We start from the raw sequence: 15,176 nt of genomic DNA, 5'->3' as shown, positions 1-15,176 counted from the left end.
CCTGTGAAGCACTTGCTGATTCCTCTATTGGCGTTTCTGGCTGCGTGCCAGAGCCAGGTTTCCGTTCCGCCACTGCCGGTCTGGCAGAGCCCGGAGGGGCGGGATAGTGCAGAGTTGGGTGTCATTCGCGATCTGCGCAACGGTAAGCGGTTGACGCCTGAGCAACTTCTGGATCGGCTGACCGTCGCACCGCGCGTGCTGGTAGGCGAGAAGCATGACAATCCGGACCATCACGCCCTGGAGTTGTGGCTGGTGCGTGCCCTTGCGGAGCGCCGGACGGACGGCAGCGTGCTGCTGGAGATGCTCAACCCGGAGCAGCAGGAGCGGGTAGCAGTCGCTCAAGCGGCTGCAGCCAACGGAGAGGCGCCAACCGATCTGATCGGCGCGCTGGCCTGGCAGAAGGGCTGGGACTGGTCGCTCTACGGCCCCTTGGTGAGCTGGCTGGTGAAGCAGCCCACGCCGTTGCTGGCGGCGAACCTGGATCGTAGCGAGATCATGCGGATCTACGCCGAGCGGCCGACCTTGGAGGGCGCGCGCTCGACGACCGATGCTGTGCGCGCAGCCTTGCTGGATGATATTCGCGAATCACATTGCGGCCTGCTACCGGATAGCCAACTCCCGGCGATGCTGGCGGTACAGCAGCAGCGCGACCGGCGCATGGCGGAACGCTTGAAAACCGCACCGGAGCCGGCGTTGCTGATTGCCGGCGGTTTCCATGCTCGGCGCGATCTTGGTGTTCCACTGCACCTGCAGGACTTGGGCGTAGGGGAGGGCGTGAAGGTGCTGATGCTGGCAGAAGTCGGCAAGACCGTGATTGCGCAACAGGCGGATTACGTCTGGTACACCCCGGCACTGCCGCCGACCGACTACTGCGCAGTGTTACGCAAGTAGCCTGGAGCGGAGAGACGAACGGGGCCGACGGCCCCGTTTTCATTTGCCGGATATTTCGCCGGGCAAAAAAAGACCCGGCAAAGTGCCGGGTCGAAACCGTGATTAGCCTGATGAGGAGATAATCTGAAGAGTCCGACTGCATGGTCTCTTGAGCTTATCCAGCTGGCCTCGCAGCCAGTTGGTTAATAATAACCATTACCATTTGAGAGTCAACGCCTTTTTATACGTGGTGATCGATGGTTAGGAGTCGTTGCCCTTGGCGGAAAACGCGGGGCAAAAAAAAGACCCGGCAAAGTGCCGGGTCGAAACCGTGATTAGCCTGATGAGGAGATAATCTGAAGAGTCCGACTGCGTGGTCTCTTGAGCTTATCCAACCAGTCTCGCGACCAGTTGAGTTAATAATAACCATTATCATTTGTGAGTCAACAGCTTTTTGAAATTTCTTGCGCACAGGTGTGTGGCGGGAGGTGAAAACGAAGAACCCGGCGCAAGGCCGGGTTCCTGGTTTCTCAAGGATGGCCTATGCCGGCTGGCGTTGCAGGCGCAATTGGGTGACTTCCTTGTTCAGCAGATCGATCCGGCGTGCCATGCCTTCGATAAGGCTGTGAGCGATGCGTGGGTTACTCTGCATCAGGCTGAGGAACTGGTCCTTCGGAATGACCATCACCGTGCATGGCTCGCTGGCGATCACTGTCGCGCTGCGCTTCTCGCGGGTGAAGACGGCCATCGCACCGAAAATCTCGTCTTTTTGCACATCGCCGACCTTCTGGCCATCGACGAAGGCTTCGGCATGACCTTCGATGATGATGAAGACGTGCTCGGCATCATCGCCCTGCTGGATCAGTTGGGCGCCCGCGGCGAAGTGCTGGAAACCGGTGGCAGGGCGGATATCCGGCTGCTTCAGGTGCGCGAGGGCATCGGAAAGTAGCGCGGTATGGCCGATCAGGTAGTGGAGGAACTGCTCCTGGCGGTGCTCATCGTCATGGATGTGGCGGAAGACGTCGCTGCGCGAATAGGGGATCAGGCACAGGGGCTCCTCGCTGACGTAGCGGCAGGGCGGCAGATCGATGCCCTGGCGCAGGCCGATCAGGTCGCCTTCCTGCAGATAGAACAGCGGGCGCTCGTCGACAAGGGCGTGTACCAGGCCATTCTCGACCAGGAACAGGTGCTTGCCGGGCAGTTCGGTCTCGAGGTCGTCGGAGCGTTCGAGACGGATCGGTTCGCCGCAGGGTTCCAGGCCCGCCAGCAGCTGTGCCGGAATGCCCTGCAGACGGTTGATCAGCTGATCGGCATAGGCAGGTTGTTCACCGAGTAGGTACATGGCCGTAATTCCTTGAAATGGCGGCGGTCGAGGGCGCACGAAGGGCCCTGAAACCATAAGCGGACGGCCATCTTACGTAAACACCTTCCCGAAAAGCATGTGAGCTAGCTCTTGTTCCTCGTTGGAAAAGTCTCAAGCTCGCCTAAGAGCGCAGCCTTGTGCCCAGGAGGGAGGTCATTCCAATGCACGTCGAGCAGGGCGCCCTCGATTGCATACAGCAGTACTTTCGAGGCGCGGAAGCCGCGTGCCCTGACCGCTCGGTAGGCACCTACGGCGCCGAGTCGACGGAGATCGGATGCGTTGTGAATGCCCACAGCGTGCAGCCATTGGGCGGAGGTCTTGCCGAGGTTCTTCAGATGCAGCAGTTCGTCGTTCATCGTCGGTCCTTGCGATGCGGCACGATGGGGCGTCGGGATTACAAGGCCGTGAACTGCTCGTAGCGGCCGGGCATACATAGGGAAGTGTAGCGGCCAGTGGGAAAAGCGTGGCTTTGTGACATCGTCTCGATGCTGCGAGACGTTTATCGCGCCGTGGCCGGAGTCGCCTTCCTGGCGAAACCGGCCGTCGACGGGCCGATCAGAGGCCAGGCAGGCGCTGGCGAATGCTGGCTATCAGGGCGTCCAGACTGGCGGCGTCCGGGGTGTCGACGCGTTTGCTGTGCTGCTGCTCTTCGTCGCTGAGCGGCTCGCGGCTGGCTTGCTGCGCGCGGATGATGGCCAGCGTGGCGTCCGACGGGTCGGTGCCCTCGCTCTGGCGCTGGCTCAGCCAGCCGGCGATCACGCTTTCCGGCGCATGGCAGTCGAGGATCAGGAAGGGAACGCCGGTTTCTTCGGCCATCTTCCAGGCTGCCGTACGCTGTTCGCGCTTGAGGAAGGTCGCGTCGAGCACCACCGGGTAGCCGGCGCGCAGGATGTCCGCCGCCAGTGCGTTGAGGCGTGCGTAGGTTTCGGCGGTGGCATCGGCGTTATAGATGCCGGCCTGGTGCTGGCCGATCTGTTCGGCCTGCTGCTCGCCGAACAGCCGTTTGCGCTCGACGTCGGAACGCAGGCGAATGGCGCCCAGGGCTTCGACCAGGCGCAGGGCTACCTGGCTTTTGCCAACGGCGGACACGCCAAGTGTCACGGCGAGGAAGCGCGATGGGATGGCGCTGTAGCTTTCCGCCAGGTTGGCATAGTTGCGGTACTGGCGCAGGGTTGCTGCCTTTTGTACGGCGTCGGTCTGGTGCGCCAGGCTGAACAGCGCGATCTTGGCGCGAACCAGAGCACGGTAAGCCTTGTAGAAGTTCAGCAGCTCCAGGGATTGGTAGTCTCCGGTGCATTCCAGGTACTGGCTGACGAAGCGGCGCGAAAGGCATTTCAGGCCGCGGTCTTCCAGGTCCATCGCGAGGAAGGCGTAGTCGGCGGTAACGTCGGTGAAGCGGAACGGTTCGTTGAACTCGATGCAGTCGAACAGTACGACCTTGCCGTCGATGATGGCGGCGTTGCCTAGGTGGATGTCGCCGTGGCATTCGCGGATGAAGCCGTTGGCCTTGCGCGCTTCGAAGACGGCGTAAAGGCGTTCGAAGCTGGACTCGGCCCAGGCTTCGAGGGCGTCGAGCTGCAGCAGGTCGGCCTTATCAGAGAGCATCGGGCGGATCTGCTCGAAGTTCTGCCGGACCGGTGCCATGCAGGTTTCCGGGGTGCCGAGCGGGTGCTCGACCGGCACCTGCGGCGTACGCTGATGGAAGTCGGCGATCTGTTTCGCCAAGCCGTCGATATGCGCCGCGCCGAGTTCGCCGCGGGCCTGGACTTCGCTCAACAGTTGGCTCTGCGGGAACTCCCTGCATTTGATCATGTATTCGATGGCTGGGCCGTCGCCGCCAACTTGCGGGGCGCTTTCGCTACCTGTGATCGGCAGCACGTCGAGATAGAGACCGTCGGTGAGGCGCTGGTTGAGGCGCAGTTCCTCCTCGCAGAAGTGCTTGCGTGCGGCGAGGTCGGTGAAATCGAGGAAGCCGAAGTTGACGGGCTTCTTGAGCTTGTAGACGTAGGAACCGGTGAGCAGGACCCACGAGATGTGGGTTTCTATGACCCGGAAGCCTTCGACTGGATGAGGGAAGAGCGCTGGGTTCTGCAGCGCAGCGATCAGGGTCTGGCTCACGTTATGTCCTTGTCTGTCTATTTTGAGAGGCTGGCATTATGGCCGCTGGGTCCGACGGTGCAAACACCGGACGGCAACCAATCCGCGTTGGCGCGGTCGAAGCACGACATTTGCCGGGCGCTTGCGTACCAGCCGATGCGTGAAACCGGATGCCGCCTGGATGGTGTCTGTCTCCTGTGGATAAAGTACGTATAATGCGCCGCCATGACGCGTCCCCGATCTTCTCGTTCTCGTAAAAAAAGCGGCAAATCGTCGCCGGCCATGCGCAAATGGCTGGGCTGGGCTTTCAAGCTCAGCCTGGTCGGTCTCGTGGTGCTGGCCGGTTTTGCCGTATACCTCGATGCGGTTGTCCAGGAGAAGTTCTCCGGCAAGCGCTGGACCATTCCTGCCAAGGTCTATGCACGACCGCTGGAGTTGTTCGTCGGCCTCAAGCTGGGGAAGGATGACTTCCTGCGTGAGCTCGATGCCCTGGGCTATCGTCGCGAAGGCGCGGTGAACGGTCCTGGCGCCGTGTCGATTTCCGGCAATTCCGTCGATCTCAATACCCGTGGTTTCCAGTTCTATGAAGGCGCCGAGCCTGCGCAGCGTATTCGTGTGCGCTTCTCCGGCGACTACGTGGCGGGCCTGAGCCGTGCGAATGGGGGCGACCTGGCGGTTGCCCGCATGGAGCCGCTGCTGATCGGTGGCCTGTATCCCGCGCACAACGAAGACCGCATCCTGATCAAGCTGGATCAGGTTCCGCCGTACCTGATCGATACCCTGGTGGCAGTGGAAGATCGAGATTTCTGGGAGCACCACGGCGTTTCGCTGAAGTCGATCGCTCGCGCTGTGTGGGTCAACGCCAGTGCCGGGCAACTGCGCCAGGGCGGCAGTACGTTGACTCAGCAGTTGGTGAAGAACTTCTTCCTGACCAACGAACGCAGTCTCTCGCGCAAGCTCACCGAAGCCATGATGGCGGTGCTGCTGGAATTGCACTACGACAAGCGCGAGATCCTCGAAAGCTACCTGAACGAGGTGTTCCTCGGCCAGGATGGCCAGCGCTCGGTGAACGGCTTTGGTCTCGCCAGCCAGTACTTCTTCAGCCAGCCGCTGTCCGAGCTGAAGTTGCCGCAGGTGGCGTTGCTGGTGGGTATGGTCAAGGGGCCCTCCTATTACAATCCGCGACGCAATCCGGAGCGAGCGCTCGAGCGCCGCAATGTGGTGCTCGACGTGCTGGCCGAGCAGGGGGTGATCACGCCTGAGGAGGCCGCTGCCGCCAAGCAAGCGCCCCTGGGCGTCACTCGTCAGGGCAGCATGGCCAATGGCTCGTATCCGGCCTTCCTCGACTTGGTGAAGCGTCAACTGCGTGAGGACTATCGCGAGGAAGACCTGACTGAGGAAGGTCTGCGCATCTTCACCAGTTTCGATCCGATTCTGCAGATGAAGGCCGAAACCGCAGTCAGCGAAACCTTCAAGCGCCTCGAAGGTCGCAAAGGTGTCGCCGAGACTGAAACCGCGATGGTCGTGACCAATCCGGAGACGGGGGAGGTCCAGGCCTTGATCGGCAGCCGGGATCCGCGCTTCGCTGGGTTCAACCGCGCCATCGATGCTGTACGTCCAATCGGTTCACTGGTCAAGCCGGCGGTCTATCTGACCGCGCTGGAACGACCCAGCCAGTACACGCTGACCAGCTATATCCAGGACGAGCCGTTCTCCGTGAAGGGCAAGGATGGGCAGGTCTGGCGACCGCAGAATTACGATCACCAATCGCGTGGCACCATCTTCCTATACCAGGGGTTGGCCAATTCGCTGAACCTGTCCACTGCAAGGCTTGGATTGGATCTGGGTGTGCCGAATGTGCTCAAGACCCTGGAGCGCCTGGGCGTTTCGCCCAACTGGCCGGCGTATCCATCGATGCTGCTGGGTGCGGGCGCGCTGAGCCCGATGCAGGTCGCGACCATGTATCAGACCATTGCCAGCGGTGGGTTCAATACGCCGTTGCGCAGTATTCGAAGTGTGCTGGCGTCCGACGGTCAACCACTCAAGCGATATCCGTTCCAGGTCCAGCAGCGCTTCGATCCGGGAGCGATCTACCTGGTGCAGAACGCCATGCAGCGTGTGATGCGCGAAGGTACCGGGCGTTCGGTCTATAACCAGTTGCCAGCGTCCCTGACCCTGGCGGGCAAGACCGGGACGACCAATGACTCCCGTGACAGTTGGTTCTCCGGCTTCGGCCAAGATCTATTGGCAGTTGTGTGGATCGGCCGTGACGACAATGGCAAGACGCCGCTCACTGGTGCGACGGGCGCGCTGCAGATCTGGACCAGTTTCATGCGCAAGGCCAATCCTCTGCCGCTGGATATGCCCATGCCGGACAACGTAGTGCAGGCGTGGGTCGATCCGCACACCGGCCAGGGAAGCGATGCCAGTTGCCCGGGCGCTGTGCAGATGCCTTATATTCGAGGGAGTGAGCCGGCTGCTGGCGCTGGTTGCGGAAACCAGGCACCTGCCAATGAAGTCATGGACTGGGTGCGCGGTTGGCTGAATTGAGACGAGAGGATTGCAAGTGAGAAAAGCTTGGTATGCGGCGTCGGCAAGCCTGGTGCTTCTGGCCGGTTGTTCGACCCCGCAGCATGGCGCGATTCCGGTACAGGACTCGGGGACTTCGGTGTCTTATCAGGAGCAGGTCGGTGGCCGCAGGGCTCAGGCTGCCGCCGTGCCGGGCGCTGGTCAGAGCATTCCGCAAGGTGACTCCGGCGTAACGGTGATGGTCCCGCAGGATGCAGGCGCTGCACCGATCCAGACGTTCCCGGCACAGACCGGTGCGGCGCCGATCTCGACTGCGCCAATTGGCAGCGGCTCCACGTATGCGCAGCCTCCGGTTTCTACTACGGGCAGCATCACCTCCGCTGGTGGGTTCCAGCAGCAGACCTATCAGCAGCCGGCATACCAGGGCGGTGCCGCGCAGCAAGGGCCGTCGGGGATTCCTTCGAGTAATACCAACCTTGCGGCTGACGAACAGCTGGATGGCCCAGTGCTTGCGCTGCTGACCACTGCCTCCCAGCAGCAGGGCGGTGGTGACCTGAACGGCGCCGCGGCGAGCCTGGAGCGTGCGCAGCGTATCGCGCCGCGAGAGCCGCAGGTTCTCTACAAGCTGGCGCAAGTCCGCCTGGCCCAGGGCGATGCCGCCCAGGCCGAGCAGGTGGCTCGTCGTGGCTTGTCGCTGGCCAATGGCCGGCCGACGATGCAGGCCAGCCTCTGGGATCTGATCGCCAAGTGTCGTGAGCAGCAGGGGGATGCCTCGGGCGCCGCCGAAGCCCGGCAGCGCGCGAAGGTGACGCTTTGATGGACAGTCGCGTGCCGGCCATTGCCGATCAACTGCTGCTGATCGAGCGCCTGCTGCGCGAGCTTGATTTATGGGGTGCGGAGATGCCGTCGCAAGAGGCGTTGTCCAGCCTCGAGCCATTCTGCGTGGATACGCTGGCGCTGGAGGAGTGGCTTCAGTGGATTTTTCTGCCGCGCATGAAGCAGATTGTCGAAAGCGACGGGCAGTTGCCTTCGGCGTCCGGCATCCGGGCTATCGCAGAGATGGCCTACGTGAGCGAAGGCGAGCGGATGCGGGGATTGCTGGAAGCGCTCGGCGAATTCGACCGGCTGATTGCCGGGGAGGCCTGAGCGCTTTCGAGGAGGGTCAGTTGCAGTTCTCTTGGATGTCCTTCTCGCTTTTTGCGATCCGCTCCTGACGTTCCTCTTCGGTGATGCGCCGAACCTGTCCGTTTTCTTCCACGCGAACGCGCGGGTTGTTCTTGAGCTGCGCCAGGTTCTCCCGAAGCTGCGTACAGCGCTGGGCGCGATCGGCTTCCTGCTGCGCGACTTCCTGCTTCACTTTCTCGTCGACGGCCTTCTGCTTGTCGTCCGTACTGGAGACTGGTGCTGGCTTCGGGGCGGCGGGCGGCGGGAACTTCGTCTTGGGCTGGGCAGTGTTTGTGTTGACGTTGGATGCCTCGACACCCTCCGGCGGCTGGGCACCAAAATGCGTGATGCCTTGGGCGTCGACCCATTTGTAGACCTGCGCGGCCATCACGGTCGGGGCCAGAGCGAGCAGCAGGCTGCCCATGAAAATCGTCCGTCGCATGCGTTGTCGATCCTTGGGATGCGGAGTCTGTGGGTAACTATAACCAAATCGCCGGCTTATTCACTCAGAGAAAGTTCACATCCCGGCTTCATCCAAAGCCATATATGGCTTGACTTGAGGCCACTGAATCAGAAGAATCCAAGGTTCGCTGCAGTGGGCCGGCCGCAAGCTGGTTTTACTCGGCAGACAAGAGGTGCTACCCGCGCCGCAAAGTTTCACCCTGTTTCGCGTTACCTCGCGCTGGGTGGAGGCTCTCCGTAACACACCAGGAGCGTCTCCAGGTTCTGCTCATATCGGCAGTCGACGTAGCCGGCGATCACATTCGCCCATGTCTGCCGGGCAGCCATCCAAGTCGGTCCCCCACGTCGGGGGTGTCCGTATATAGCGTTCTAGAGGTGACAACGTGGAACTTTTATCCGGCGCTGAAATGGTCGTCCGCTCGTTGCGTGACGAAGGCGTTAAGTACATCTATGGGTACCCGGGCGGTGCCCTCCTGCATATCTACGACGCTCTCTTCAAAGAGAACGAAGTAACCCATATCCTGGTTCGCCACGAACAGGCCGCCACGCACATGGCGGACGGGTACGCGCGTGCCACCGGCAAGCCGGGCGTGGTGCTGGTGACTTCCGGTCCGGGGGCGACCAACGCCGTTACCGGCATTGCCACCGCCTACATGGACTCGATCCCGATGGTGGTCATTTCCGGCCAGGTGTCGAGCAATATGGTCGGTACTGACGCGTTCCAGGAAACCGACATGGTCGGTATCTCGCGCCCGATCGTGAAGCACAGCTTCATCATCAAGCATCCGTCGGAAATTCCCGAGGTCATTAAGAAGGCCTTCTATATCGCCCAGTCCGGCCGTCCCGGACCGGTGGTCATCGATATTCCGAAGGATATGGGCGATCCGACCCAGAAGTTCGAATACAACTACCCGAAGAAAGTGAAGCTGCGCTCCTACAGCCCGGCGGTTCGTGGCCACTCCGGCCAGATCCGCAAGGCCGCCGAGATGCTGCTGGCCGCCAGGCGCCCGATCATCTATTCCGGTGGTGGCGTGATCATGGGCAATGCCGCCGAGCCGCTGACTGAGGTGGCGCGCATGCTCAATGTGCCGGTGACCAACACCCTGATGGGGCTGGGTGGTTATCCGGGCACTGATCGCCAGTTCGTCGGCATGCTCGGCATGCACGGCAGCTACACCGCGAACCTCGCGATGCACCACGCCGACGTGATCTTTGCTGTCGGCGCGCGCTTCGACGATCGCGTGATCAACGGCGAGACCGCCGCCAAGTTCTGCCCGAACGCCAAGATCATCCATGTCGACATCGACCCTGCCTCGATCTCCAAGACCGTGAAGGCCGATATTCCCATCGTTGGCCCGGTGGACAGTGTCCTGACCGAGATGGTCGCGATCCTCAAGGAGATTGGCGAGACTCCAAACAAGGAAGCTCAGGTCGCCTGGTGGAAGCAGATCGAAGAGTGGCGCGGTAGCCGCGGTCTGTTCCCGTACAGCATGGGCGACGGCAGCATCATCAAACCGCAGACCGTCATCGAGACTCTGTGCGAGGTCACCAACGGTGACGCCTTCGTTGCGTCTGACGTGGGCCAGCACCAGATGTTCGCGGCACAGTACTACCGCTTCAACAAGCCCAATCGCTGGATCAACTCCGGTGGCCTGGGCACTATGGGCTTCGGTTTCCCGGCCGCGATGGGCGTGAAACTGAATTTCCCTGATGCCGATGTCGCCTGCGTGACCGGTGAAGGCAGTATCCAGATGAACATCCAGGAGCTGTCCACCTGCCTGCAGTACGACCTGCCGGTGAAGATCGTCAACCTGAACAACGGTGCGCTGGGCATGGTCCGCCAATGGCAGGACATGCAGTACAACAGCCGTTACTCGCACTCCTACATGGAATCGCTGCCTGACTTCGTCAAGCTGGCTGAGGCGTATGGCCACGTTGGCATGCGCATCACCGACCTGAAAGACCTGAAGCCGAAGATGGAAGAGGCGTTCGCAATGAAGAACCGCCTGGTCTTCCTCGACATCCAGGTCGATACCAGCGAGCACGTCTACCCAATGCAGATCCGCGGCGGTGCGATGCGCGACATGTGGCTGAGCAAGACGGAGCGTACCTGATCATGCGACACATCATTTCTCTGCTGCTGGAAAACGAACCCGGCGCGCTTTCCCGCGTTGTTGGCCTGTTCTCGCAGCGCAACTACAACATCGAAACCCTGACGGTCGCTCCCACCGAGGATCCGACGCTGTCGCGTCTGACCCTGACCACCGCTGGTCAGGATGAAGTCATCGAGCAGATCACCAAGAACCTCAACAAGCTGATCGAGGTGGTAAAACTGGTGAATCTCTCGGAAAGCGCGCACATCGAGCGCGAGCTGATGTTGGTTAAGGTCAAGGCTACCGGCGCTCAGCGTGCCGAGGTCAAACGCACCACCGATATCTTCCGCGGGCAGATCGTCGATGTCACCAGCAGTGTCTATACCGTGCAGCTGGCTGGCACTAGCGACAAGCTGGACAGCTTCATTCAGGCCATCGGCACCGCGTCGATCCTCGAAGTTGTCCGCAGTGGCGTCACCGGTATTGCCCGTGGCGACAAGACTCTCAGCATCTGATTTGAATACGGCCCACGAGGCCAACTGACAGGGGATTACCCAAATGCGCGTTTTCTACGATAAAGACTGTGACCTCTCCATCATCCAGGGCAAGAAAGTTGCCATTATCGGTTACGGTTCCCAAGGGCACGCCCATGCCTGCAACCTGAAGGACTCCGGCGTCGACGTAACCGTCGGCCTGCGCGCGAACTCTTCTTCCGTTGCCAAGGCCCAGAACCACGGTCTGAAAGTAGCCGAAGTGGCTGAAGCCGTTGCTTCTGCCGATCTGGTCATGATCCTGACCCCGGACGAGTTCCAGGGCCGCCTGTACAAGGACGAGATCGAGCCGAATCTGAAGAAGGGCGCGACTCTGGCCTTCGCTCACGGCTTCTCCATCCACTACAACCAGGTCGTTCCGCGCGCTGACCTCGACGTGATCATGATCGCGCCGAAGGCTCCGGGCCACACCGTTCGCTCCGAGTTCGTCAAGGGCGGCGGCATTCCTGACCTGATCGCTATCTACCAGGACGCTTCCGGCAATGCCAAGAACGTCGCCCTGTCCTACGCCTGCGGCGTTGGCGGTGGCCGTACCGGCATCATCGAAACTACCTTCAAGGACGAAACCGAAACCGACCTGTTCGGCGAGCAGGCTGTCCTGTGCGGCGGTTGCGTCGAGCTGGTCAAGGCTGGTTTCGAAACCCTGGTCGAAGCCGGTTACGCTCCCGAAATGGCTTACTTCGAGTGCCTGCACGAACTGAAGCTGATCGTTGACCTCATGTTCGAAGGCGGTATCGCCAACATGAACTACTCGATCTCCAACAACGCCGAGTACGGCGAATACGTGACCGGTCCGGAAGTAATCAACGCCGAATCCCGTCAAGCCATGCGCAATGCTCTGAAGCGCATCCAGGACGGCGAATACGCGAAGATGTTCATCACCGAAGGTGCGGCCAATTACCCGTCGATGACCGCCTACCGCCGCAACAACGCCGCTCACGGCATCGAAGTAGTTGGTGAGAAGCTGCGCGCGATGATGCCGTGGATCGCTGCCAACAAGATCGTCGACAAGACCAAGAACTAAGGTCTTTCGCGACAAACGAAGAAACGCGGCGCTTGCCGCGTTTTTTCGTTCTTGGGTGTTGATCTGGTATAAAGCGGGGGCGCCGGGCCCGTCCGCGCATTTGCGCACCCCCGGAAAATCTCAGCCTCAATGAGTTCTCAAGGAATTGTCCATGAGTGAAGGTCACGAGGAGCCGAACAAGGCTTCCGACACCGAAAGCCTCCTGCCCATCGATGAGCATATCGAAGAAGGGCATGATGCCGACGGTCGCAAGGTGCGCCATCGCGGCATCTATCTGTTGCCCAACCTGTTCACCACTGCGGCGCTGTTCACCGGTCTGTACGCCATCATCAATGCCATGAGTGGCGACTTCTCCAATGCCGCCATCGCGATCTTTGTCGCAATGGTCCTCGATGGTCTCGATGGCCGCGTGGCCCGATTGACCAATACCCAGAGTGCGTTCGGTGCCGAATACGATTCGTTGTCCGATATGGTTGCTTTCGGCGTGGCGCCTGCGCTGGTCGCCTTCGAATGGGCGCTGAGCAGCCTGGGCAAGGTCGGCTGGATGGTCGCCTTCATCTATGTTGCGGGGGCGGCGTTGCGTCTGGCTCGCTTCAATACTCAGGTCGGCAAGGCTGACAAGCGCTTCTTCATCGGCCTGGCCAGCCCGGCTGCAGCTGCGCTCGTTGCTGGCACGGTGTGGGCGTTCGCTGATTTCGATATCCAGGGTGCCAAGGTTTCGCTGCTTGTGGCGCTGATGGTAGCGGCCGCCGGTATGCTGATGGTCAGCAACATCAAGTACTACAGCTTCAAGGACCTGGACCTGCGAGGTCGGGTGCCCTTCGTGGCGATCCTGGTGGTAGTGCTCGCCTTCGCCGTGGTCTTCACTGATCCGCCGCGTATCCTGTTGTTGCTGTTCCTTGCCTACGCAGCCTCTGGTCCGGTGCAATACTTGCTCCAGTTGCGTCGTCGCAAGCAGCCGCCCGCGGTGTAATTTCTTCCGGGCTCCGCAGTCTATTGGCGCATACAGCCAGTCGTTGCGGAGCCCGTCATGCTGATCAAGTTGTCCCGCCATTCCGATTGCCACGAATCGGAAGTTACGCCCGAATCGCTCTACCTCTCTCGTCGCCGTTTCATGGGGGGCGCATTGGCTGCCGCTGCTGCGTCCAGCCTACCTCGCCTGAGTTTCGCGGAGCAGGGGCGTTATGCCGATGTCTCTGAGGCGTCCACACCTTCCTGGCTGAGCGAAAAGCTATCCGCCACACGCTGGGATGCTGTCACTGTGAAGGGGGAGGCCATAACTCCTTTCAAGGACGCGACGACCTATAACAACTTTTATGAGTTCGGTCCCGATAAGGGGGATCCCGCTATTAATGCCGGTGTGCTCAAGACTGAGCCTTGGTCGGTTCTCATCGATGGCGAGGTGGGAAAACCCGGTAAGTACGCACTGGAAGACTTCCTCAAGCCGTACATGCTTGAGGAGCGCATCTATAGGTTGCGCTGCGTCGAAGCCTGGTCGATGGTGATCCCGTGGATTGGCTTCCCGCTATTCGAACTGATTAAGCGAGTTGAACCTACTGGCAAAGCCAAGTACTTGCGCTTCGAAACCCTCGTGGATCGCCAGGATATGCCGGGGGTGCGGTCCAACTTCGCATTGATCGACTGGCCTTACGTTGAAGGGTTGCGGATGGATGAGGCGATGCACCCTCTGGCCATTCTCGCGGTCGGTATGTATGGGCGGGTGTTGGCCAATCAGAATGGCGCACCGCTAAGGCTGATCGTGCCGTGGAAATATGGTTTCAAGGGGGCCAAGTCCATCGTGCGCATCAGCTTCGTCACGGAGCAGCCTAAGACCACCTGGCAAAGTCTCGCTCCGGATGAGTACGGCTTCTATGCCAATGTGAATCCCACTGTTGATCATCCTCGCTGGACGCAGGCGCGTGAGCGGCGACTGCCCAGTGGGCTATTCAGTCCCAATGTTCGTCCCACCCTCATGTTCAACGGTTATGCCGATGAAGTCGCGTCGCTTTACACGGGTATGGACCTGAGGAAGGACTACTGATGCGCTATCCATTCTGGCGTTGTGCTGTTTTCTTGGTTGCATTGCTGCCTCCGCTCTACTGGCTGTATCAGGCGTGGATCTTTGCCCTGGGGCCTGATCCGGGCAAGGCTTTGGTCGATCGACTAGGACAGGGGGGCTTGATTCTGCTGCTCGTGACCTTGGCGATGACGCCGCTGCAGAAGTTGACTCGCTGGGGTGGGTGGATACAGGTCAGGCGCCAGTTGGGCCTCTGGTCCTTCACCTATGTAGTGCTGCACCTGAGTGCGTACGCCGTGTTCATCCTGGGGCTGGATATGGGGCAGTTGGCCATTGAGCTGCGCAAGCGACCCTATATCATCATCGGCTTCGTTGCCTCCCTGATGCTTCTTGTGATGGCCGTGACCTCCAATCGGTGGAGTATGCGTAGGTTGGGAACCGCCTGGAAGAAACTGCATCGCCTGATATATGTCATCCTTGCTCTGGGGTTGTTGCATATGCTGTGGGTCGTACGTTCCGACTTGGAGCGTTGGGCTATCTACGCCGCGTTGGGAGTGTGCCTGATGCTGTTGCGGCTACCGCGGATTGCTCGGCAGCTACCTCTGTTGCGCAGTAGATTCGCGATGCGCTGAAAATTCTTTCAGAAATGTGTTGACGGGCGTTTTCAAGTCCCTATAATGCGCACCACTCCCAGCGACGAAGCGCTGAAAGAGCTTGAAAATCAAGCACTTACAAAGCATCGAAGTCGGGAGTGGTGGTCCGGCAGGCGATTCGCTTGCCACTCTCCGCGGGCTGCTTCGGCGGCGAGCTGAAAGGAAGATCATCGAGGTGCTTGACAGTGATTTTGAACGCTGTAGAATGCGCCTCCCGCTGGTGAGAAGGCTTCCTTCTCCGAAGCGCAAGCGGTTGAGTAGAAAAGAAAATTTTCGAAAATAACGCTTGACGAAGTAAGAGGTTGCTGTAGAATGCGCGGCCTCGGTTGAGACGAAAGAATCAACCAACTGCT

The 15,176-nt window shown here is 60.4% G+C and carries 14 protein-coding genes; 10 read left to right on the top strand and 4 right to left on the bottom strand.

Annotation, left to right across the window (positions count from 1 at the left end; all coding sequences use genetic code 11):
• The first annotated feature begins 3 nt into the window (after positions 1 to 3).
• On the top strand, positions 4 to 891 hold the full coding sequence (locus OU419_RS24025; RefSeq protein ID WP_254472585.1) for a ChaN family lipoprotein: 888 nt from the start codon (positions 4 to 6) through the stop codon (positions 889 to 891).
• Between the two features lie 520 nt (positions 892 to 1,411).
• Here OU419_RS24025 and OU419_RS24020 read toward each other — a convergent pair.
• The 3 genes from OU419_RS24020 to OU419_RS24010 form a co-directional block, all read right to left on the bottom strand.
• Positions 1,412 to 2,212 (bottom strand): Crp/Fnr family transcriptional regulator, encoded by an 801-nt coding sequence (locus OU419_RS24020; protein ID WP_254472586.1) that lies wholly within the window; start codon positions 2,210 to 2,212, stop codon positions 1,412 to 1,414.
• A gap of 104 nt (positions 2,213 to 2,316) precedes the next feature.
• Positions 2,317 to 2,589: a TfoX/Sxy family protein gene (locus tag OU419_RS24015; RefSeq protein ID WP_254472587.1), complete on the bottom strand. Its 273-nt coding sequence runs from the start codon at positions 2,587 to 2,589 to the stop codon at positions 2,317 to 2,319.
• Between the two features lie 199 nt (positions 2,590 to 2,788).
• The gene (locus OU419_RS24010; protein WP_254472588.1) at positions 2,789 to 4,351 is read right to left on the bottom strand and encodes a bifunctional aminoglycoside phosphotransferase/ATP-binding protein; all 1,563 of its coding nucleotides are present in this window, start codon (positions 4,349 to 4,351) and stop codon (positions 2,789 to 2,791) included.
• A gap of 204 nt (positions 4,352 to 4,555) precedes the next feature.
• Between OU419_RS24010 and mrcB the strand changes: the two genes are divergently transcribed.
• Genes mrcB through OU419_RS23995 form a run of 3 tightly spaced genes read left to right on the top strand, consistent with a single transcriptional unit; the run spans position 4,556 to position 8,005 of the window.
• The gene (gene mrcB, locus OU419_RS24005; RefSeq protein ID WP_254472589.1) at positions 4,556 to 6,880 is read left to right on the top strand and encodes a penicillin-binding protein 1B; all 2,325 of its coding nucleotides are present in this window, start codon (positions 4,556 to 4,558) and stop codon (positions 6,878 to 6,880) included.
• A gap of 16 nt (positions 6,881 to 6,896) precedes the next feature.
• Positions 6,897 to 7,676 carry a tetratricopeptide repeat protein gene (locus OU419_RS24000; RefSeq protein WP_254472590.1) on the top strand — a complete coding sequence of 260 codons (780 nt, stop codon included), beginning with the start codon at positions 6,897 to 6,899 and terminating at the stop codon, positions 7,674 to 7,676.
• Complete coding sequence (locus OU419_RS23995; protein ID WP_254472591.1) at positions 7,676 to 8,005, top strand: YqcC family protein; 330 nt, start codon at positions 7,676 to 7,678, stop codon at positions 8,003 to 8,005. The genes OU419_RS24000 and OU419_RS23995 overlap by 1 nt, the downstream gene beginning before the upstream one ends.
• Before the next feature lie 16 nt (positions 8,006 to 8,021).
• On the opposite strand, the gene OU419_RS23990 is transcribed toward OU419_RS23995, so the two are convergent.
• Positions 8,022 to 8,465: a DUF4124 domain-containing protein gene (locus OU419_RS23990; RefSeq protein WP_254472592.1), complete on the bottom strand. Its 444-nt coding sequence runs from the start codon at positions 8,463 to 8,465 to the stop codon at positions 8,022 to 8,024.
• Between the two features lie 403 nt (positions 8,466 to 8,868).
• On the opposite strand from OU419_RS23990, the gene OU419_RS23985 reads away from it, so the two are divergent.
• The 6 genes from OU419_RS23985 to msrQ all read left to right on the top strand — a co-directional run bounded on the left by OU419_RS23985 (position 8,869) and on the right by msrQ (position 14,802).
• Positions 8,869 to 10,599, top strand: a complete 1,731-nt coding sequence (locus OU419_RS23985; protein WP_254472593.1) for an acetolactate synthase 3 large subunit — start codon at positions 8,869 to 8,871, stop codon at positions 10,597 to 10,599.
• A gap of 2 nt (positions 10,600 to 10,601) precedes the next feature.
• Positions 10,602 to 11,093 carry an acetolactate synthase small subunit gene (gene ilvN, locus OU419_RS23980; RefSeq protein ID WP_254472597.1) on the top strand — a complete coding sequence of 164 codons (492 nt, stop codon included), beginning with the start codon at positions 10,602 to 10,604 and terminating at the stop codon, positions 11,091 to 11,093.
• Positions 11,094 to 11,136: 43 nt separating this feature from the next.
• Positions 11,137 to 12,153, top strand: a complete 1,017-nt coding sequence (ilvC, locus tag OU419_RS23975) for a ketol-acid reductoisomerase (RefSeq protein WP_254472599.1) — start codon at positions 11,137 to 11,139, stop codon at positions 12,151 to 12,153.
• Between the two features lie 151 nt (positions 12,154 to 12,304).
• The gene (gene pssA / locus OU419_RS23970; protein ID WP_254472601.1) at positions 12,305 to 13,126 is read left to right on the top strand and encodes a CDP-diacylglycerol--serine O-phosphatidyltransferase; all 822 of its coding nucleotides are present in this window, start codon (positions 12,305 to 12,307) and stop codon (positions 13,124 to 13,126) included.
• A 57-nt stretch (positions 13,127 to 13,183) separates the two neighbouring features.
• Positions 13,184 to 14,194, top strand: coding sequence for a protein-methionine-sulfoxide reductase catalytic subunit MsrP (gene msrP / locus OU419_RS23965; protein ID WP_254472603.1), 1,011 nt, complete (start codon positions 13,184 to 13,186; stop codon positions 14,192 to 14,194).
• Positions 14,194 to 14,802 carry a protein-methionine-sulfoxide reductase heme-binding subunit MsrQ gene (msrQ, locus tag OU419_RS23960; protein ID WP_254472605.1) on the top strand — a complete coding sequence of 203 codons (609 nt, stop codon included), beginning with the start codon at positions 14,194 to 14,196 and terminating at the stop codon, positions 14,800 to 14,802. The genes msrP and msrQ overlap by 1 nt, the downstream gene beginning before the upstream one ends.
• Positions 14,803 to 15,176: the final 374 nt, after the last annotated feature.

This window comes from Pseudomonas triclosanedens (assembly GCF_026686735.1).
In the GTDB taxonomy this organism is placed as follows: domain Bacteria; phylum Pseudomonadota; class Gammaproteobacteria; order Pseudomonadales; family Pseudomonadaceae; genus Pseudomonas; species Pseudomonas triclosanedens.
The sequence above is the reverse complement of the archived record's forward strand: the minus strand, read 5'-3'. Positions and strand labels throughout refer to the sequence as shown.